Source organism: Sphingomonas sp. RIT328 (assembly GCF_000632225.1).
Classification (GTDB): domain Bacteria; phylum Pseudomonadota; class Alphaproteobacteria; order Sphingomonadales; family Sphingomonadaceae; genus Sphingomonas; species Sphingomonas kyungheensis.
In genome coordinates, this window is the sequence record NZ_JFYV01000011.1 from 1 (window position 1) to 18,512 (window position 18,512).

General features: G+C 68.7%; 20 protein-coding genes. 10 read left to right on the forward strand and 10 right to left on the reverse strand.

Annotated features, from left to right (window positions below):
- Positions 1-81: 81 nt before the first annotated feature.
- From BW41_RS20025 to BW41_RS05920, 5 genes are all read left to right on the forward strand, one after another.
- Complete coding sequence (locus BW41_RS20025; RefSeq protein ID WP_051583295.1) at positions 82-657, forward strand: DUF6445 family protein; 576 nt, start codon at positions 82-84, stop codon at positions 655-657.
- 26 nt (positions 658-683) lie between these two features.
- Positions 684-863 carry a 50S ribosomal protein L32 gene (gene rpmF, locus BW41_RS05905; protein WP_037532429.1) on the forward strand — a complete coding sequence of 60 codons (180 nt, stop codon included), beginning with the start codon at positions 684-686 and terminating at the stop codon, positions 861-863.
- Positions 864-895: 32 nt separating this feature from the next.
- On the forward strand, positions 896-1,927 hold the full coding sequence (gene plsX / locus BW41_RS05910; protein ID WP_037532431.1) for a phosphate acyltransferase PlsX: 1,032 nt from the start codon (positions 896-898) through the stop codon (positions 1,925-1,927).
- The gene (locus BW41_RS05915) at positions 1,924-2,892 is read left to right on the forward strand and encodes a beta-ketoacyl-ACP synthase III (protein WP_037532432.1); all 969 of its coding nucleotides are present in this window, start codon (positions 1,924-1,926) and stop codon (positions 2,890-2,892) included. Before plsX ends, BW41_RS05915 begins: the two co-directional genes overlap by 4 nt.
- 119 nt (positions 2,893-3,011) lie before the next feature.
- Entirely contained in the window at positions 3,012-3,311 is a 300-nt protein-coding gene (locus tag BW41_RS05920; protein ID WP_037532435.1) for an integration host factor subunit alpha, read from the forward strand.
- Between the two features lie 72 nt (positions 3,312-3,383).
- On the opposite strand, the gene BW41_RS05925 is transcribed toward BW41_RS05920, so the two are convergent.
- The 3 genes from BW41_RS05925 to BW41_RS05935 form a co-directional block, all read right to left on the reverse strand.
- Positions 3,384-4,910, reverse strand: coding sequence for a peptide chain release factor 3 (locus BW41_RS05925; RefSeq protein WP_037532437.1), 1,527 nt, complete (start codon positions 4,908-4,910; stop codon positions 3,384-3,386).
- Positions 4,911-5,030: 120 nt separating this feature from the next.
- Positions 5,031-5,906, reverse strand: coding sequence for an aldose 1-epimerase family protein (locus BW41_RS05930; RefSeq protein ID WP_037532439.1), 876 nt, complete (start codon positions 5,904-5,906; stop codon positions 5,031-5,033).
- A 47-nt stretch (positions 5,907-5,953) separates the two neighbouring features.
- A complete protein-coding gene (locus BW41_RS05935) occupies positions 5,954-6,547 on the reverse strand; it encodes a L,D-transpeptidase family protein (protein WP_235199618.1) in 594 nt (197 codons plus the stop codon).
- A gap of 283 nt (positions 6,548-6,830) precedes the next feature.
- On the opposite strand from BW41_RS05935, the gene BW41_RS05940 reads away from it, so the two are divergent.
- Complete coding sequence (locus BW41_RS05940; protein WP_152542159.1) at positions 6,831-7,463, forward strand: murein L,D-transpeptidase catalytic domain family protein; 633 nt, start codon at positions 6,831-6,833, stop codon at positions 7,461-7,463.
- 537 nt (positions 7,464-8,000) lie between these two features.
- Here the strand turns inward: BW41_RS05940 and pheT are convergent.
- The 5 genes from pheT to rpmI form a co-directional block, all read right to left on the reverse strand.
- On the reverse strand, positions 8,001-10,382 hold the full coding sequence (pheT, locus tag BW41_RS05945) for a phenylalanine--tRNA ligase subunit beta (RefSeq protein WP_037532444.1): 2,382 nt from the start codon (positions 10,380-10,382) through the stop codon (positions 8,001-8,003).
- Positions 10,379-11,473: a phenylalanine--tRNA ligase subunit alpha gene (gene pheS / locus BW41_RS05950; RefSeq protein WP_037532446.1), complete on the reverse strand. Its 1,095-nt coding sequence runs from the start codon at positions 11,471-11,473 to the stop codon at positions 10,379-10,381. The genes pheT and pheS overlap by 4 nt, the downstream gene beginning before the upstream one ends.
- Positions 11,470-11,793, reverse strand: coding sequence for a GIY-YIG nuclease family protein (locus tag BW41_RS05955; RefSeq protein WP_037532448.1), 324 nt, complete (start codon positions 11,791-11,793; stop codon positions 11,470-11,472). Before BW41_RS05955 ends, pheS begins: the two co-directional genes overlap by 4 nt.
- Before the next feature lie 308 nt (positions 11,794-12,101).
- A complete protein-coding gene (rplT, locus tag BW41_RS05960) occupies positions 12,102-12,467 on the reverse strand; it encodes a 50S ribosomal protein L20 (protein WP_037532450.1) in 366 nt (121 codons plus the stop codon).
- 12 nt (positions 12,468-12,479) lie between these two features.
- Complete coding sequence (gene rpmI / locus BW41_RS05965; RefSeq protein ID WP_017977259.1) at positions 12,480-12,683, reverse strand: 50S ribosomal protein L35; 204 nt, start codon at positions 12,681-12,683, stop codon at positions 12,480-12,482.
- 168 nt (positions 12,684-12,851) lie between these two features.
- Between rpmI and BW41_RS05970 the strand changes: the two genes are divergently transcribed.
- Entirely contained in the window at positions 12,852-14,975 is a 2,124-nt protein-coding gene (locus BW41_RS05970) for an AsmA family protein (protein ID WP_037532596.1), read from the forward strand.
- A 175-nt stretch (positions 14,976-15,150) separates the two neighbouring features.
- On the opposite strand, the gene BW41_RS05975 is transcribed toward BW41_RS05970, so the two are convergent.
- Positions 15,151-15,960: an inositol monophosphatase family protein gene (locus tag BW41_RS05975; RefSeq protein ID WP_037532454.1), complete on the reverse strand. Its 810-nt coding sequence runs from the start codon at positions 15,958-15,960 to the stop codon at positions 15,151-15,153.
- A 63-nt stretch (positions 15,961-16,023) separates the two neighbouring features.
- On the opposite strand from BW41_RS05975, the gene BW41_RS05980 reads away from it, so the two are divergent.
- The 3 genes from BW41_RS05980 to BW41_RS21495 all read left to right on the forward strand — a co-directional run bounded on the left by BW41_RS05980 (position 16,024) and on the right by BW41_RS21495 (position 17,884).
- A complete protein-coding gene (locus tag BW41_RS05980; RefSeq protein ID WP_037532457.1) occupies positions 16,024-16,551 on the forward strand; it encodes a peroxiredoxin in 528 nt (175 codons plus the stop codon).
- Between the two features lie 62 nt (positions 16,552-16,613).
- Positions 16,614-17,606: a GGDEF domain-containing protein gene (locus BW41_RS05985; RefSeq protein ID WP_037532459.1), complete on the forward strand. Its 993-nt coding sequence runs from the start codon at positions 16,614-16,616 to the stop codon at positions 17,604-17,606.
- Positions 17,594-17,884, forward strand: coding sequence for a hypothetical protein (locus BW41_RS21495; RefSeq protein ID WP_152542152.1), 291 nt, complete (start codon positions 17,594-17,596; stop codon positions 17,882-17,884). The genes BW41_RS05985 and BW41_RS21495 overlap by 13 nt, the downstream gene beginning before the upstream one ends.
- A gap of 4 nt (positions 17,885-17,888) precedes the next feature.
- Here BW41_RS21495 and BW41_RS05990 read toward each other — a convergent pair whose 3' ends face one another.
- Positions 17,889-18,509 (reverse strand): YbhB/YbcL family Raf kinase inhibitor-like protein, encoded by a 621-nt coding sequence (locus BW41_RS05990; protein WP_037532462.1) that lies wholly within the window; start codon positions 18,507-18,509, stop codon positions 17,889-17,891.
- Between the last annotated feature and the right edge of the window lie 3 nt (positions 18,510-18,512).

An 18,512-nucleotide genomic window follows, 5' to 3' on the forward strand; every position in this document is an offset into this window, starting at 1 on the left:
ACCCCCAAATCAACGCCCCAAAGGACAAGCACATGCCCCTCCCTCCCCCGCGCGATCTGACGGTCCGCCGAACCAGGCCGGGTGAGGAAACCGGCGGGCGGCGACGGCACCGCCTTCTACAAGCATCGCCGCACCGGCTTCGAGTGGCTCGATGCGGCGCGTGCGCCGATCTATAGCGGACAGCGCGATGCCGAACTCCGCCACCATGGGCGGCCGCCCGCCGGCTATCTCTTTGGCTCGGCCCGCGTGTTCGAGCAGATCGCGCATATAGAGGCGCATTACAATCGAGCCCTCCTGTATCGCAGCGCGTCGCTGCACAGCGAGGCGATCGGCCCCGACGTCCCGAATCGCCGCAATCCTGCTTCCGCAACCAACTGCAAGAGAGTGACAGGCGGTGTCAGCAGCGTTCGCCTCATCGTCAGGCCGCGCGTGTCACGCGCGCGTCACGGGGACAGTCTACCGGTCGGCAACGAGACACCCTATCAGATAGCACCCGAGCCAGCGGGGCCGCGCGCGGCGGGCGCGCCGAAGCTTGCACCTGCGTGGAAAATCGCTATAGGCCCCCGCTTCGCGATGCGTCCGGTTGTCGGTGGCGTCCAGCGACCGGCGCTCCGTCGGTCGTCGGGGCGGCCCGTCGGGCTCATCGGTTTTCCGTAAGCCGATTCCTAGAACAAGGTGCCGAAATGGCCGTCCCCAAGCGAAAGACCTCCCCCTCCAAGCGCGGCATGCGCCGCAGCCACGATTCGCTGAGCATCGAATCGTTCCAGGAGTGCCCGAATTGCGGCGAGCTCAAGCGCCCGCACAATCTGTGCACCGCCTGTGGCCATTATAACGGCCGCGAGATCGTCTCGGTCGAGGGCTGAGCCCTCCCCTCCCATCCGGAAACGCGCTGACCATGTCCGACACTTCCTGGATCGCCGTCGATGCGATGGGCGGCGACAAGGGGCTGGCGGTCATGCTCGCCGGTGTGGCTGCCGCCCGCCGGCGGCATGACGGCATGCGCTTTCTGCTGGTGGGTGACGAGGCCAAGGTGGCGGAAGAGCTGAAAGGCCATCCCAACCTCAGCCAGCATAGCGAGATCGTCCACGCACCCGAGACGGTCGGGTCGAGCGACAAGCCCAGCCAGGCGATCCGCCGTGCCAAGACGACGTCGATGGGCATCACCATCGATCTGGTGAAGCAGGGCCGCGCCGGGGCCGCGGTCTCGTCGGGCAATACCGGCGCGCTGATGGCGATGGCCAAGCTCGCACTGCGCACCTTGCCCGGCATCGACCGTCCGGCGCTCGCCGCGCCGCTGCCGACGCTTGGCGACAATGACGTGGTGATGCTCGATCTCGGCGCCAATACCGAGGTGGATGCGCGCAACCTCGTCCAGTTCGCGGTGATGGGCGCGGCCTATGCCCGCACGATCATGGACCTCGAATCGCCCCGCGTCGCGCTGCTCAACATCGGCAGCGAGGACCAGAAGGGCACCGACGAGATCCGCGACGCCGCAGCGGTGCTCAAGGGCCAGTCGCATCTGCCGCTGACCTTCACCGGCTTCGTCGAGGGCGACCAGCTCGCGCGCGGCAATCACGACGTCATCGTCTGCGACGGCTTTGCCGGCAATATCGCGCTCAAGACCGCCGAGGGCACCGCGCGGTTCGTCGCCGATCTGCTCAAGCGCGCGTTCAGTTCGTCGGCGCGATCGAAACTCGGCTTCCTGATCTCGCGCCCGGCGACCGAATTGCTGCGCGATCACCTTGATCCCAACAACCACAATGGCGCGGTCTTCCTTGGCCTCAACGGCATCGTCGTGAAGAGCCATGGCGGCGCCAACGAGCGCGGCGTCGCCACCGCGATCGGCAATGCCGCCAAGATGGTGCGCGCCGACCTGACCCGCCGCATCGCCGACGATCTCGGCAATTTCGAAAAGAAAGCCGCATGATTCGATCGGTCGTCCGTGGCACCGGCTCCGCCCTGCCGGCGCGGCGCGTGTCGAATGCCGAGCTCGAACAGCAGCTCGACACCAGCGATGCCTGGATCGTCGAGCGAACCGGCATCCGCTTCCGCCACATCGCCGGGCCGGACGAGACGACCGCGACGCTCGCCGCCGACGCCTGCCGCGCCGCGCTCGCCGCCGCTGCGGTCGAACCGGGCGAGATCGACCTGATCGTGCTCGCCACCGCGACGCCCGACCAGACCTTCCCGGCAACCGCGACCAAGGTGCAGGCGATGCTCGGCATCGGCGATTGCGTCGCCTTCGACGTCGCGGCGGTCTGCTCGGGCTTTCTTTATGCGGTGCAGGTCGCCGATTCGATGCTGCGCACCGGCGTCCACCGTCGCGCTTTGGTGATCGGCGCCGAGACGTTCAGCCGGATCCTCGACTGGGAGGACCGTACCACCGCCGTGCTGTTCGGCGACGGCGCCGGCGCGATCGTGCTCGAAGGGCAGGAGAGCGCCGCCGACGATGGTCGCGGCATCCTCGCCACCAAGCTCCATGCCGACGGTCGCCACAACGACCTGCTCTATGTCGACGGTGGCCCGTCGACCACCGGCACGGTCGGCAAGCTGCGCATGAAGGGCCGCGAGGTGTTCCGTCACGCCGTCGTCAACCTCGCCGCCGTGCTGGAGGAATCGCTGGTCATCGCCGGACTGACGTCGGCCGACGTCGACTGGGTGGTGCCGCATCAGGCCAATGCCCGCATCCTCGATGCGACCAGCCGCAAGCTCGGCCTCTCCCCCGACAAGATCGTCGTCACCGTCGATCGCCACGCCAATACCTCGGCCGCCTCGGTGCCGCTCGCGCTCGATGTCGCGGTGCGCGACGGTCGCGTCCAGCAGAACGATATCGTCGTGCTGGAAGCGATGGGCGGCGGCTTTACCTGGGGCGCGGCGGTCATTCGCTTCTGATCGCCTGCGCCCCATGGCCCTGAACGCCGCGGCCGCAAAGAAAGTCACTTTCGGACACGTCTGCTATAGTGTACCGTGGAAACGGGCATCTTAGCAGATGGAGTGGGGCAAGCGTGTTGATGACGAGCGTTGGTACACTGACGAGGGCAGACCTGGCCGAGGCCTTGCATCGCCAGATCGGCCTGTCACGGACGGAGTCGGCGAAAGTCGTCGAACAGATCCTGACGGAAATGTGCGAAGCGCTGGCGCGCGGCGAGAACGTCAAGATTTCGGGGTTCGGCACCTTCGTCCTGCGCGACAAGGGTGAGCGGATCGGCCGCAATCCCAAGACCGGGGTCGAGGTGCCGATTGCGCCGCGCCGTGTGCTGACCTTCCGCGCCAGCCAGATGATGCGCGAGCGGATCGTTACCGGCACCTGACGCGATGCGCGTCGTCCGGCGGTCGGTGATTTCGGGGGAAATCACGACCCGGACGGCGCCCTCACCGCCGTATCAGCGTTCGCGCGTCGCCGCGAAGCGCACCTTATTGTAGCGATCGGCGATATAGCCGACCTCCCAAGCGCTCTTGGCGAGGAACACCGGATTGCCGTCGCGATCCTTCGCCATCGCCGAGCGATTGAGATCCATGAACGCCTTGAGATCGGCCGGATTCTCCGCCGACACCCAGCGCGCGGTCTCGAACGGCGCGGGCTCCAGCCCGGCCGCCACCTTGTATTCCGCATCGAGCCGGCTGAGCAGCACCTCGAGCTGGAGCTGGCCGACGACGCCGATGATCCAGTTGGAGCCAATCTCCGGATAGAAGACCTGCGTCACCCCCTCCTCCGCCATATCGTCGAGCGCCTTGCGCAACTGCTTGGTCTTGGTCGGGTCCTTGAGCTGGACGCGGCGCAGGATTTCGGGCGCGAAATTGGGCAGGCCGGTGAAGCGCACGTCGGCGCGCTCGCTCAGCGTGTCGCCGACGCGCAACGTGCCGTGGTTGGGGATGCCGATGATGTCGCCGGGGAAGGCCTCGTCGGCCAGCTCGCGGTTCTGGGCGAAGAACAGGATCGGCGAATGGACCGCGATCGGCTTGCCGTGGCCGGTCGGCACCAGCTTCATGCCGCGTTTGAAGGTGCCCGAGCATAGCCGCATGAAGGCGATGCGGTCGCGATGGTTGGGGTCCATGTTCGCCTGCACCTTGAACACGAAGCCGGTGACCTCGTCATTGTCCGGCGCCACCGGCGCGGGCTCGGCCGGCTGCGCGCGCGGCGGCGGGGCGTGTTCGGCGAGCGCGCCGATCAGCTCGGCGACGCCGAAATCCTTGAGCGCCGAGCCGAAATAGACCGGGGTCAGATCGCCGTTGCGATAGGCCTCGGCATCAAACTCGGGATAGCCCGCCTGCGCCAGCTCGATCTCCTCGGCCCAGCGTTCGGCGAGCACCGGCGCCGTCTCGGTCTTGCCGAGGAAGGCGCGGCTGTCGCCCTCCGGCCGGCTGATCGTGTTGGTGGCGAGGTCGAGCACGCCTTCGAACTCGCCGCCCATGCCGACCGGCCAGCTCATCGGCGCGACGTCGAGCGCGAGCATGTCGGCGATCTCGTCGAGCAGCTCGAAGATCGGCCGGCCTTCGCGATCGACCTTGTTGACGAAGGTGATGATCGGCACCGAGCGCAGCCGGCAGACCTCGAACAATTTGCGCGTCTGCGGCTCGATGCCCTTGGCGGCGTCGATCACCATCACCGCCGAATCGACCGCGGTCAGCGTGCGATAGGTATCTTCCGAGAAATCCTCGTGGCCCGGCGTATCGAGCAGGTTGAAGGTGATCCCCTCCCGCTCGAACGTCATCACCGACGAGGTGACCGAGATGCCGCGCTGCTGTTCGATCTTCATCCAGTCCGACCGCGCCCGCCGATTGGCCCCGCGCGCCTTGACCTCACCGGCAAGATGGATCGCGCCGCCGAAATACAGCAGTTTTTCGGTCAGCGTCGTCTTGCCCGCGTCGGGGTGGGAGATGATCGCGAAGGTACGGCGGGGGGAAGTCACTGGCTATATCCGGGTGGCAGGCGGCTCACGCGGAGCCGCGACAGGGGCAAGGCGGCTCGCGTCCGCGCGCGCCGCCTTGCCAGATGTCGCGCCCGGATGACAGGGGTAACGGTGCGCGGATCAGCCCTTGAGCGTGACGCTCATCGCGATCCGCGTCTCGCCACCCGCCGGCGTTTCGAAGACGCCCGGCTTGTCGCTATACTCGCCGGTATAGCCTTCCGGATCGGCGATGCCGTGCCACGGCTCGACGCAGACATAGGCCGCGCCCGGCTTGGTCCAGATGCCGAGCATCGGCGTATCGGGGAAGGCGATCCGCAACTGCGGTCCCTGCCCGGCGCCATAGGTCACGCCCGCCGAGCGGACGTCGTCCCACACCAGCGCATCGTTGGTGAAGAGATCGTCGCGCAGATGCAGCACCCGCCCGTCGAGCGGCGAGTCGCGGCGGGCGGTCGCGATCGTGCCGTCGGCGGCGATCGTGCGCAGCGTGTCGGGCTCGTCCGCGTCGAAAACGATGCGATGCGCGGCACGATCCTCGCCATACGGCAGCGGCCAGGCGAAAGCGGGATGGAAGCCGAAGCTCGCCGGCAGCGGAGTTTCCGCCGGATTGACGATCCGCGCCTCGACATGCAGCGTCGCGCCGTCGAGCCGGTAGGTCAGTTCGAGGCGGAAGGCGAAGGGATAGGCGGCGCGCGTCGCCTCGCTGTCCGACAGCGCGAAGGTCACCCGATCCGCCTCGACCGCGACGATTTCGAACTGCGACCGGCGCGCGAACCCGTGCTTGGGCATGGGATAGGCGGTGCCGTCGACGCGGATCGTCTCCTCGAACGGCAGGCCGACCACCGGGAACAGGATCGGCGCATGGCCGGTCCAGTAGGCCGGGTCGGCGTTGGTCATCAGCTCGCGCCCGCCAGCATCGCGCAGATGCGTCAATTCGGCGCCGAGCGGGTTGATCGCGGCGGTGAGGGCGATCGAGCGGATGGTGACGAGGTCGGTCATGCGCGGCCTTGTGCGTCAGCCTCCGGCGGCGTGCAACTCCCCGCGTCTCACTGTGCCGCGGTCTGGAGGACGCTGCCGTTCGCCGTCGCCGTCTCCAGCTGCATGTCTGCCGGATCCTCGGCGATCGGCGGCAGCCAGCCTTCGACGGCGGAGGCGTCGGTGACCATCACCGGCGTGCCCTTGCTGGTCACCGCGAACAGCTTCCTGGCGAAGGCCGTCGGCACCCGGATGCAGCCGTGCGAGGCGGGGAAGCCCGGATTGATCCCGGCGTGGATCGCCACCCCGTCCCAGGTCAATCGCTGCATGAACGGCATCGGCGCGCTGTCGTAGAGGTTGCTCTTGTGCACCTCCGACTTCTGCAGGATCGGGAAGGTGCCGATCGGCGTGTCCTTGCCGTCCTTGCCGGTCGAGACGGTCGACGCGCCGATCAGCGTCATGCCACGATAGACATAGGCCTTCTGGTCGGGGATCGACACGACGATGCTGACCGGGCCGAGCGTCGCATCGTCGTTCCACAGGAAGCGATTGGGGGCGAGACTGGTGACCTCGGGCGCCAGCGGATCGGCAGCGACCGCAGCCCGTGCCGGCTGCGTCTGGATCGCGCACAAGGCCGTGGCGGCGAGAATCATCCAGGGCTTCATCATCGTCTCCGTCTGTCAATCCCCCTTTCGCGCCGTCCAACGCGCGACTCCGCGGAACGTGCCACAACCGTTTCGGGCCGACAGGAGCGTCGCGCGCGGCCAACCGTGCAACCAGAACGCTGACCGGGGCGGCGTTGACGGGAAAATTAAGTCCGAAGCTGCTATATGATGAGCAGCGGGTTGAACCGGGGTTTTAAAGATTTTGACGCAAATCGAGCAAGATAGCATCCGCGACCGTCGCGCTTTGCTGAAGAACGGGGCAGTGCTGGCGGCGACGCTGGCGATGCCGGGCACGCTGTCGGCGACGCCGCGGCGTCTGACGCAGCGCGACCTGCGGCCGGTGTCCGAGCCGCCGTTGCCCGCCCCGCGCCCGATGGTGGCGGCGCGGCCAATCACCTCGCCGCGCGTCGTACGCCCGGACCTGATGCGCGAGGCGCTCGCCGCGCTCAACCAGCACAGCCGCCGCATCCCGCAGCGCGACCGGATCGCGATCGCCGACATGTCGGCGCCGTCGTCAGAGGCGCGGCTGCACATCGTCAATCTCGTCTCGGGGCGCAGCCAGTCGTTCCTCGTCGCGCACGGCAGCGGCTCGGACCCGGCGCATACCGGCTTCCTCAAGCGCTTCTCGAACGAGCCGAATTCGAATGCGTCGTCGGAAGGCGCCTTCGTCACCGACGATTATTACGTCGGCAAGCACGGTCGGTCGCAGCGGTTGATCGGCCTCGATCCGACCAACGACAATGCGATGGCGCGGGCGATCGTCGTCCACTCCGCCTGGTATGCCAATCGCGACATGCTGCGCACCCATGGCATGCTCGGCCGCAGCCAGGGCTGTTTCGCGGTCGGCGAGACCGACCTCAGCCAGGTGTTCGAGCAGCTCGGGCCGGGCCGGATGATCTTCTCGACCAAGGTGTAAGCTTGCGAGGCGGGCGATGACGGCCCGCCGCCGGTTACGCGATTGAGGGCCAGCGTCCGATCGCGCCCGGGCCTCCGCCCTTCGCCCGGTGCGATGCTCTACCTGACGAGGCCGGGTCTCCCGCGAGACTGCCCCAGGGTATCGAGCCGCGGCAAGACTCCCGAACGGGCGCGACCTCTACATCGACCCGCTGTCCTGCCGGACTCGTTCCGGCATCCGCCGTTCCGTAGTAGCTTGAGCCGTTGCTTTCGCGGCACGGCTGTTCCCGGAACACGTCCGGGTTGACGTCACGTGGTGGGCAAGGCGGAGGCTATGCCGTATTCCCGCGCGGGCCGGAATCCAGTGCCCAACAGGACAACGCTTGCCGCATAAGGAACCTGGGCTCCCGCCTGCGCGGAAGCACTGGTGCGGCGCTGGCAGCGCAGCGCGACGCTTGCAGGCAGGCGGAGCCGCCCGTGGCACGCCACCGCCCGCCCGCAGCCCCCCACCTAAGCCACAGCACCACCGCCCGCAGCAACGGGCGGCGTGCGCCCGCCCCTAGCCCCGCAGCACCGCCCCCTGTTTCGCCGCCGCGGCGACCACCTTGTCGGCGATGCCCTTGAGCATCTCGTCGGTGAAGCTCTTGTCGCTCGGCTGGAGCGTCACCTCGATTGCGACCGACTTGTGGCCCGCCTCGACGCCCGCACCGGTGAAGACGTCGAACACGCGCGCGCCGACGATCGCCGCCTTGTCCGCGCCGCGCACCGCGCGCACCAGCGCATCGGCGCTGAGCGTCTCGGGAACGAGGAAGGCGAAGTCGCGCCGCACCGATTGCAGCGCCGGCGGTGCGAATGCCGGACGCATGAAGTTGCGCGTGCCGCGTTTCGCCGGCAGCGCATCGAGGTACAGCTCGACCGCCGCGACCGCGCCGTCGAGATCGATCGCCTTGAGCAGCGCCGGATGCAGCATGCCGAACCGCGCCAGCACCGTCTTCGGCCCGAGCCGCAGCGTGCCGCTCTGCCCGGGGTGCCAGGCCTCGCCCGCCTCACCCATCACCTGCAGATTGTCGACCGGCGCCCCCGCCGCGGCGAGCAGCGCCAGCGCCTCCGCCTTGGCGTCATACGCATCGAACGCCGCCGCCTTGCCCTCACGCCAGCCGCGCTCGCGGCGATTGCCGGCAAGCACCAGCCCGAGCGTCATCCGCTCGTCGGACGCGCCCTTATCGTCCTTCAGGTACCGCCGGCCGATCTCGAACAGCCGCACCGCGCTCAGCCCGCGCTTGAGGTTACGCTCCGCCGCCGACAGCAGGCCGGGAAGCAGCGACGGCCGCATCACCTTGAGATCCTCGCTGATCGGATTGGCGAGCGTCCACGCGCCGCCGCCGAACGCCGCCGCCTGCGCCGCGCCGAGGAAGCTCCACGTCACCGCCTCGTCGAGCCCGCGCGCCGCCGCGGCGCGCCGCACGCGGCGTTCGAGCAACTGCTCCGCAGTCGCGGTCGGCCGGGCGACGCCGGGCGCACGCGGCAGCGGCACGGTCGCGACCTTGTCGATCCCCTCGATGCGGATCACCTCCTCGACCAGATCGGCGGCACCGTCGACGTCGCGGCGCCACGTCGGCGGGGTCACCTGCCAGTCGTCGGTGACGGTGAAGCCGAGCGATTCGAGGATCGCCCGCTGCCGCTCCGCCGGCACCGCCAGCCCGCCGAGCGTCTCGGCCAGCGACGGCGCGTAGCGGATCGTCGTCATCGTCGTCGGCGGCGATCCGGCGCGCGTCACGCCGCTCGCCGTCCCGCCGCAATAGTGCAGCACGAGGAAGGTGGCGATCGCCAGACCATCGTCGAGAAAGGCGGGATCGACGCCGCGCTCGAACCGCTGCCGCGCCTCGGAGGTCAGCGACAGCGCCTGGCCGGCGCGCGCGATCGCCTCGGGCGCGAAATAGGCGCATTCGATGATGACGTCGCGCGTCGTCTCCGACACGCCCGAATGCGCGCCGCCCATGATGCCGCCGATATCGTGCACCGCGACGTCGTCGGCGATCACCGTCATCCCCTCGGCGAGCGTATAGCTCTTGCCGTTGAGCGCCTCGACCGTCTCGCCGGCGCGCGCGCGCCGCGCGACCAGCCCGCCCGACAGCTTTGCCGTGTCATAGACGTGCAGCGGGCGGCCGAGATCGACCGTCATGTAATTGGTGATGTCGACCAGCGTGGAGATCGGCTTCTGCCCGATCGCGGTCAGCCGCTGGCGCATCCATTCGGGCGCCTCGCCGTTAGTCAGGCCGGACACCGCCTGCGCGAAGAAGGCGGGGCAGCCCGCGGCATCCTCGATCCGCACGTCGGGTCCGGGTCCCTCGCCCGCCACCGCCGGCACCTCGGGCGCGATCAGCGTGCCGAGCCCGGCCGCGGCGAGATCGCGGGCGATACCGTGGACGCCCATGCAATCCTGCCGGTTGGGCGTGATCGACACGTCGATCACCGGATCGTTGAGCCCGGCATAGTCCGAATAGCTGGTGCCGACCGGCGCATCGTCGGGCAGTTCGATAATGCCGTCATGCCCTTCGCCGATCTGCAACTCGCGCGCCGAGCACATCATACCGTTCGATTCGACGCCGCGGATCGCCGCGACCTTGAGCGTCACGTCGAGCCCCGGCACATAGGCGCCCGGCGCGCCGAACACGCCGACCAGCCCGGCGCGCGCATTGGGCGCGCCGCAGACGACCTGCATCGGGCCGTCGCCGGCATCGACCGACAGCACCTGCAATTTGTCAGCCTGCGGATGCCGCTCCGCCGACAGCACGCGCGCGACGCGGAAGGCGGCCAGCGCCTCGCCCGGATTGTGCACGCCCTCGACCTCCAGGCCGATGCGGGTCAGTCCGTCCAGGATCGCGTCGAGCGAGGCATCGGTGGCGAGATGGTTCTTCAGCCAGCCAAGGGTGAACTTCATGCGCCGACTCCTCCCGACAGCGTGGGTACGTCGAGGCTCGAGAAACCGTAATGTTTGAGCCAGCGGATATCGCCGTCGAAGAAGGCGCGCAGATCGTCCATGCCGTATTTGAGCATCGCCAGCCGGTCGATGCCGCAGCCGAAGGCGAAGCCCTGCCACACCGCGGGATCGAGGCCGCAGGCGGCGATCACCTTGGGGTGGACCATGCCGCTGCCGAGCACCTCCATCCAGCCGCCACCGGAACCGCCGATGACGCGCTTGCCCTTCTCGATCGTATAGCCGACGTCGACCTCCGCCGACGGTTCGGTGAACGGGAAATAGCTCGGCCGCAGCCGCAGCACGATATCGTCGCGCTCGAAGAAGGCCTTGAGGAAGGTCTCCAGCGTCCATTTGAGGTGGCCGAGCGTGATCCCCTTGTCGATCACCAGCCCTTCGACCTGATGGAACATCGGCGTATGCGTGGCGTCGCTGTCCGAGCGATAGGTCCGACCCGGCGCGATGATGCGGATCGGCGGCGGCTGGTCGAGCATCGTGCGGATCTGCACCGGGCTGGTATGCGTGCGCAGCAGCATCCGCGGCGCCTCGCCCGTTCCGGCGGCGCCGTCGGGGAAATAGAAGGTGTCGTGCATCGCCCGCGCCGGATGCGTCTCGGGAATGTTGAGCGCGGTGAAATTGTGCCAGTCGTCCTCGATCTCGGGCCCGGTGGCGACGGCGAAGCCGAGGTCGGCGAAGATCTCGGCGAGCTCGTCCATCACCTGGCTGACCGGATGCACGGTGCCGGCGATCGGCGCATCGGCCGGCAGCGTCATGTCGCGCGTCTCGCTCGCCAGCCGCGCGTCGAGCGCGGCGCGGTCGAGCGCCGCCTTGCGCGTCGCGATCGCCGTGGCGACCGCCTCACGCAGCCCGTTGATCCGCGGGCCTTCGCTCTGCCGCTGCTCCGGCGTCATCTTGCCGAGCGTCTTGAGCGCCTGGGTGATGCTGCCCTGCTTGCCGAGCGCCTCGACGCGCAGCGCCTCGAGCGCCTCGGCACTGTCCGCCGCGGGGATGGCGCCGAGCAGATGGTCGCGCAGGGTATCGAGGTCTTCGGTCACGTATCGCTCTCTTTCATGGGCGGCAGGCCGAGGCCGATCGCCAGATCTACCCAGTCCGCATTCTGCGCTTCGATCAGGACGATCTTCCACGCGCGCCGCCATTCCTTCAACTGCTTCTCACGAATGATGGCGGCCTCCATCGTCGCATGCCGCTCATACCAGACAAGCCGCCGCACGCCGTATGCCTTGGTGAAGCCAGGGATCAACCCCTCGCGATGCTGGACGAGGCGGGCGAGGAGGTTGGAGGTCACGCCGATGTAGAACGTGCCGTGACGCCGACTGGCCAGGATATAGACGCACGGCTCGAATACGTCTCGCATGCAGCGCCCCCCGTTCCGCCGGCTCGGGCAGCGCCGGCGTTGAGAGACGTCATAGCGAGACGCCGGGCTCCACTGCGCCGGAGGGCATCATTTCCACCGCGCCATGCCTCCCTCCGTCATTCCGACGAAAGCCGGGAACCATGGATACGGGCCGTCGAGGGCAGCACGCACCAGCCACCACACCGTGCCCGTGAATCCCGGCTTGCGCCAAAATGACGAGAGGAAGGAGGCAAGCCACCCACGCCCGCAACGAAAAAGGCGCCGGTGGTTGCCCACCGACGCCTCATCCGTCACCTTGGGTGCGAAGGTCACGCCGCCTGGGGCAGCGCCGCCTTGGCCTGCGCGATGATCGCGCTGAAGGCCGCACCCTCGTGCATCGCGATGTCGGCCAGCACCTTGCGGTCGAGCTGGACGCCGGCGAGCTTGAGGCCGTGCATGAACTGCGAATAGGTCAGACCCTCGGCGCGGACACCGGCGTTGATGCGCTGGATCCACAGACCGCGGAAGGTCCGCTTTTTGACCTTGCGGTCGCGATAGGCATATTGCCCGGCCTTTTCGACCGCCTGACGGGCGATGCGGATCGTATTCTTGCGACGGCCATAATAGCCCTTCGCCTGTTCCAGAATCCGCTTGTGCTTGGCGCGGGTGGTTACACCACGTTTGACGCGTGCCATATCCTGATGTCCTTACTTGAGGCCGTACGGCGCCCAGGCCTTCACCGTCGCGGTGTCGGCCTTCGACAGCACCTTGGTGCCGCGATTCTGGCGGATGTACTTGCTGTTGTGGCTGATCAGGCGGTGGCGCTTGCCGGCGACGCCGTGCTTCAACAGACCGCTCGCGGTCAGCTTGAAGCGCTTCTTGACGCCGCTCTTCGTCTTGAGCTTGGGCATTTTGGTCCTTTCGCTGTGAGCATGGCATGAACCGCCGCGGCAGCCCTTGATGGCCGGGCAGTCCTGTAGCGCCTCGCTCGGGAAGCGGGCTCCTTAGCGACGTGCGACAGGAAACGCAACCGATGCGGAACCGGAACGAGCGCTGGCGCGATTCAGCCGGTGATGGAGATGCCGCCGCCCGCCACGGACCCCGCCGCGGATCCCGCCCCGGTGCCGACGCGCCGGCGGCGACTGCGACGGATCGGCGGCCGGATCGCGCTCGCGCTCGCCGTCCTCCTCGTCGCGATCTGGCTGGTGCTCTACGTCACCAAGGGGCGCTTCCTGCGCCATCCGTTCGAGCGGTTCGTCGGTGGCCAGACGCATCGCCCCGTCACCGTGGCGGGCGACTTCCAGCTCTACTTCGCGCCCTTCCGCATCAAGTTCGTCGCGGAGCGGATGACGATCGGCAATCCGGCCTGGGCGACGCGCCCCTATCTGTTCCAGGCGGAACGGATCGATACGCGGATCGCGCCGCTGTCGCTGCTGTGGGGCAAGCGTCGCCTCTACTGGCTCGATCTGGTCGACGGCGCGGTCGACCTCGAATGGAATGCGGACCACAGCGCCAACAGCTGGACGTTCAGCAGCAGCAAGGGCGGCAAACCCCTGCCCTTCCCGCGGATCGACACCGCGACGGTGCGCGGCACCACCGTCCGCTATCGCGATCCGCGCATGCGGCTGCTCGCCGACCTCAAAGTCGACGACATCCGCTCGACCGACGCGCGGATCGGCAAGGCGGTCGGCGTCGATGGCCATGGCACGATCCGCGACACGCCGTTCCGCGTCGCCGCGCGGCTGCTCGCCCCCGATGCGACGGTCAATCGCGGCAAGAACGAGCTGGTGCTGCGGGCCTGGGCGGCGGACAATGTCGTCGACGTGTCGGGCACGCTGCCGTCGATCGCGGGGATCGAAGGCGTGCCGTTGCAGACGCGCGCGCAGGGCCGCAACCTCGCCGACCTGCTCGGCATCATCGGCGTCGCCATCCCCAATACCCGCCGCTACCGGCTGAAGGCGCAACTGGTCCAGCAGGACCAGCTCTACACCTTCACCCATATGCGCGGCACCGTCGGCGCCAGCGATCTTGCCGGCACGCTGACGATCACCAACGGCGCGCGACTGCACCTCGATTCGCGGCTGGCCACCAGGACGCTCGACATCATCGATGCCGCGCCGTTCATCGGCTACAACCCCGATATCGTCGCCGCCAGGGGCGCGCTCGCCGCCGCCGCCGCGACCGGCGCCGCGCCGCAGCGCATCCTGCCCGAAGCGGCGCTGCCGATCGCGACGATGCAGCGCTTCGATGCCGACCTCCGCTGGACGATCGGCCGAGTGCGCTCGCGCAACCTGCCGATCAGCGACATCGCGATGACGCTGGCGCTCGACCGCGGCAAGCTCACCCTGTCGCCGCTGACCATGGCGATGGCGCGCGGCAACGTCGCCGCCGACGTGACGTTCGATACGCGGCAGCGGCCGGCGCTCGACACCTATGACATCCGCCTGTCGCCGACGCCGATGGGCAAGTTGCTCGCCGGCTATGGCGTTGCCGAGGCGGGGACGACGGGCACGATCAAGGGGCGAATCCAGCTCGTCGGCCGCGGCGATTCGATCCACCAGTCGCTCAGCACCGCGCACGGCCGCATCGCCTTCGTCATGCCGCACGGCCAGCTGTGGACACGCAACGTCCAGCTCGCCGAGCTCGATGTCGGCACGTTCGTCCAGAAGATGTTCGAGGACAAGCTCAAGAAGCCGGTCGAGGTCAATTGCGGGCTGATCGGCTTCACCGTCCGCAACGGCGTCGCCGCGGCGGACCCGATCCTGATCGACACCACCAAGAACGTCATCGTCGGGCGCGGCGGGTTCAGCTTCAGAAGCGAGGCGATCGACCTCGCCTTCCGCGCCGACGGAAAGAAGTTCAGCCTGTTCTCCGGCCAGTCGCCGGTCGGCGTCGGCGGCTATTTCGCCGCGCCGAAGCTCGACGTGATCAGCGGCCAGCTGCTCGAACGCGCCGGTGCCGGCCTCGGCCTGGCGGTGGTGGCGACGCCGGTGGCGGGCATCCTCGCCTTCGTCGACATCGGCGACGCCAAGTCCGCCGCCTGCGGCCCGGTGCTCGCCGGCGCCACCGCGCAGGCGCAGCGCACCACCAAGGGCAAGCCCCGCGACGACGTCGGCCACGGCACCACCGCCAAGGACGAGGACGGCAAGACCACCAGCGCGGAGAAGAAGAGCCAGCGGAAGAAGTTCCTGGGGATCTTCTGATGGCGGGCTATCCGCGGCCCTTCGTCATCCCGGCGAAAGCCAAGACCCATGGCCACGATGTCACCACCGACAGCGCAACCTGCGCCTGTCCCGTATCCATGGATCCCGGCCTAGGCGGGGATGACGAAGGTCGGCGGCATTCCATCCGCCTCTTCGGGGCGGCGCAAAGCCTTCCTCAGTGCGTATGCCCCGCGGTCGCGCGGATCGCCTCCAGCACGTCGTCGGTGCGCGCCGGGTCGCCGATGGCGAGCACATGGCCCGCGCTCGCGGCGGTGAGCGGGTCGCCGTTCCAGTCGCACATCCGTCCGCCGGCGCCCTCGACCACCGGTACCAGCGCGGCAAAGTCGTAGAGCTGGAGCCCCGATTCGACGACGATGTCGAGATGACCGCTCGCGAGCAGCCCGTAATTGTAGCAGTCGCCGCCATAGACCGGCCCCTGCCGCGTGTGCCCGCCCGAGGCCGCGGCGACCAGCGCCATATAATGCGGCACGTCGCCCTCGGCGAACAGATGCGGGCTGGTCGTGGCGAGCACCGCGCCTTCGAGCTGCGCACAGGTCCGCGTCCGCGTCGGCCGGCCGTTGAAGGTCGTCGGCCGCCCGGCGACGCCGACCCAGCGCTCGCGCTGCACCGGCTGGTCGATGATGCCGAGCAGCGGCCAGCCATCCTCGACCAGCGCGATCAGCGTGCCGAAGATCGCGCGGCCAACGGTGAAGCTGCGCGTGCCGTCGATCGGGTCGAGCACCCATTGGCGGCCGGTGACGCCCGGCTTCTCGCCATATTCCTCGCCGATCACGCCGTCGCCCGCCGCCTCGGCATCGAGCAGCTTGCGCATCGCCGCCTCGGCCTCGCGATCGGCGCGGGTGACGGGGGAGTGATCCGCCTTGATCTCCAGCCCCTGTTCCTCGCGGAAATAGGGGCGGATCGCCGCGCCCGCGGCATCGGCGAGGCGGCTGGCGAGCTGGATGTCGGCGGCGGTAATCGGCATGACGACAGCCCTATCGCCTCGCCTGGCGGCGCGCTAGGGTGCGCGAAACCGAGAGGAATTGCCATGCGCCTGCCCGCCGCCTTCGCCGCCATCGCCCTGGTCGCCACACCCGCCATCGCCGGCCTGCCGGTCGGGGCCAAGGCGCCGACCTTCTCGACGCGCGGCGCGGTCGCCGGTCAGGTCGTCGGCATCGACCTCGCGCAGCAGCTCAAGAAGGGGCCGGTGGTGCTCTATTTCTTCCCGGCGGCGTTCACCGGCGGCTGCAATGCGGAGGCGCATGCCTTTGCCGAAGCGATCCCCGATTTCCAGAAGGCGGGCGCGACGGTGATCGGCATGTCGGCGGACGACGTGCCGACGCTGCAGCGCTTCTCGGCGGAGAAATGCGCGGGCAAGTTCGCGGTGGCGAGCGCCGGGCCGGCGGTGATCAAGGGCTATGACGTCGCGCTCAACGGCGGCGGCCGCGCGCTGACCAAGCGCACCAGCTACGTCATCGCGCGCGACGGCCGCATCGCCTATGTCCACGACGACATGAATCCGGCGCAGCACGTCGCCCTCACCCTCGCCGCCGTGCGCAAACTTCACCATAACTGAGCAATTTGAAACCGTCCGCTAAGTAATTGCGCGTATAGTCGCGGCGGGACAAAGGGTGGAACATGCGCGGGAACGCAGCGAGAAAGACTGGGGGCGCCGATCTGTATACGCGGATCGGCCACTTCCTCGCCGATCACGGCCTGTCGCCGGAACCGTCGCATTACAGCTTTGCTTATGACGTTATCGCCGATCCGCAGGGCGCGATCGCGCAGGCGGTGCGCCGGCTGACCGACGGCGGCATCCGCCTCAGCCGGTCGGATATCGAGGCGCTCGGCGGCACCGTGCAGGACGATGATGCCGCCATTCTGGTGGCAAAAACCCAGGCCCAGGTCGACGGCTTCGCGACGATGATGCGCGAGATGCAGGACGAGACGCGCGGTTTCGGCCGCGATCTCGCACAGAGCGCCGCCGCGATCCGCCATACCGCCCCGACGCTGCCCGCGGCGGGGCTCGACGAGATCGCCCGCATCACCGGCGCGATGCTGACCCGCATCCGCGAGGCGGAGGTGCGGCTCGCCAAGGCGACCGACGAGGCGGAGGCGCTGCGCATGAAGCTCGCCGAGGCGAATGACAGCGCGCGTCGCGACCCGCTCACCGGCCTGCGCAACCGCCGCGCCTTCGACGAGGCGTTCGCGAATCGGCGCGAGTCCGACGGCCCCTTCTGCCTCGCGGTCTGCGATATCGACCGGTTCAAACGGATCAACGACAAGCACGGCCATCCGGTCGGCGACCGGGTGCTCAGCGCGGTCGCCAAGATGCTCGCCGACCTATGCGCCAGCCACCTCGTCGTCCGGCATGGCGGCGAGGAATTCGCGGTGCTGTTCAACGGCATCACCCTGGCCGACGCGGCCGCGCATCTCGACACGGTCCGCGATGCCATCGCTGGCAAACGCTTCCGTCTGCGCGAGAGCGACACGCCGCTCGGGCAGATCACCGTGTCGGTGGGCGTCACCGCGGTCCATACCGGCGAGACGATCACCGACGCCTTCGATCGCGCCGACCGTTTGCTCTACACCGCCAAGGCCGAAGGCCGCGATCGGGTGTGCGCCGCCTGATCCTGGCACGATACGCCAAGCCGATCGGCGGAAATTACCAACTCTCCTGCGTACCCATCGGCCCGACCGCGCATTTGCGTGCTTTCCGGCATTTGGCACGAAGTCTGCAATGCCCATTGTATCGGCCGGGAACAGTCCCGCGCCGCTACAGCAAAGGGATCAGGATCATGTTTGCCCGTTTCGAAAGCACGCAGCGCTCGGTTGTTTCGGTCGTCGCCGCCTTCGCCTTCGCGATGATCGCGATCAGCGCCGCCGTGCCGGTGATGCCGATCGCCTGACGGCTCAGGCGTGCGCGGCGGCCCCGACCGGGCCGACCGCCGCCGCCTCGCCGCGATCATAGGTCGCGGTCAACACCCCGGCGGCGAGCACATGCCCCGCCATCGCAGCCAGGATCGCACTCCGCCCCGGCGTCTCGCCCGGCGCGCCCACACCGGCGTCGAGGGCGAACAGCTGGAAGACGTACCGATGCGCGCCATGGCCGGTCGGCGGATCGGGCGGCAGCCAGCCCTCGCGCAGATAGGAATTGCGCCCGACATCGCGCTCCGGCGTCCCCGCGCCGTCACGGCTGATCGCGCCCTCGGCGAGCCGTCCGACATCCGCGGCGATGCCCCATACCACCGCATGGACCAGCGGCTGCGGCGCCGGTGCATCGGCATCCTCGACCAGCAGCGCATAGAGCGCCGTCCCTTCGGGCGCCGCACCCCAGGTCAGCGGCGGCGACACGCCCTCGCCGTCCGCGGTGAACCGCGCCGGCAGCCGCGCGCCGTCGGCAAAGGCGGGGCTGGTCAGGTCGAGCGACGGAAAGCCCGCGCCGAGCTCCGGCCGGGCAATCGCCAGCTTGTCGGCGCCGGCGCGCACGCTGCTGAGCGCCTGACCGAGCCAGGCGGGGACATGTTCGAGCATCGC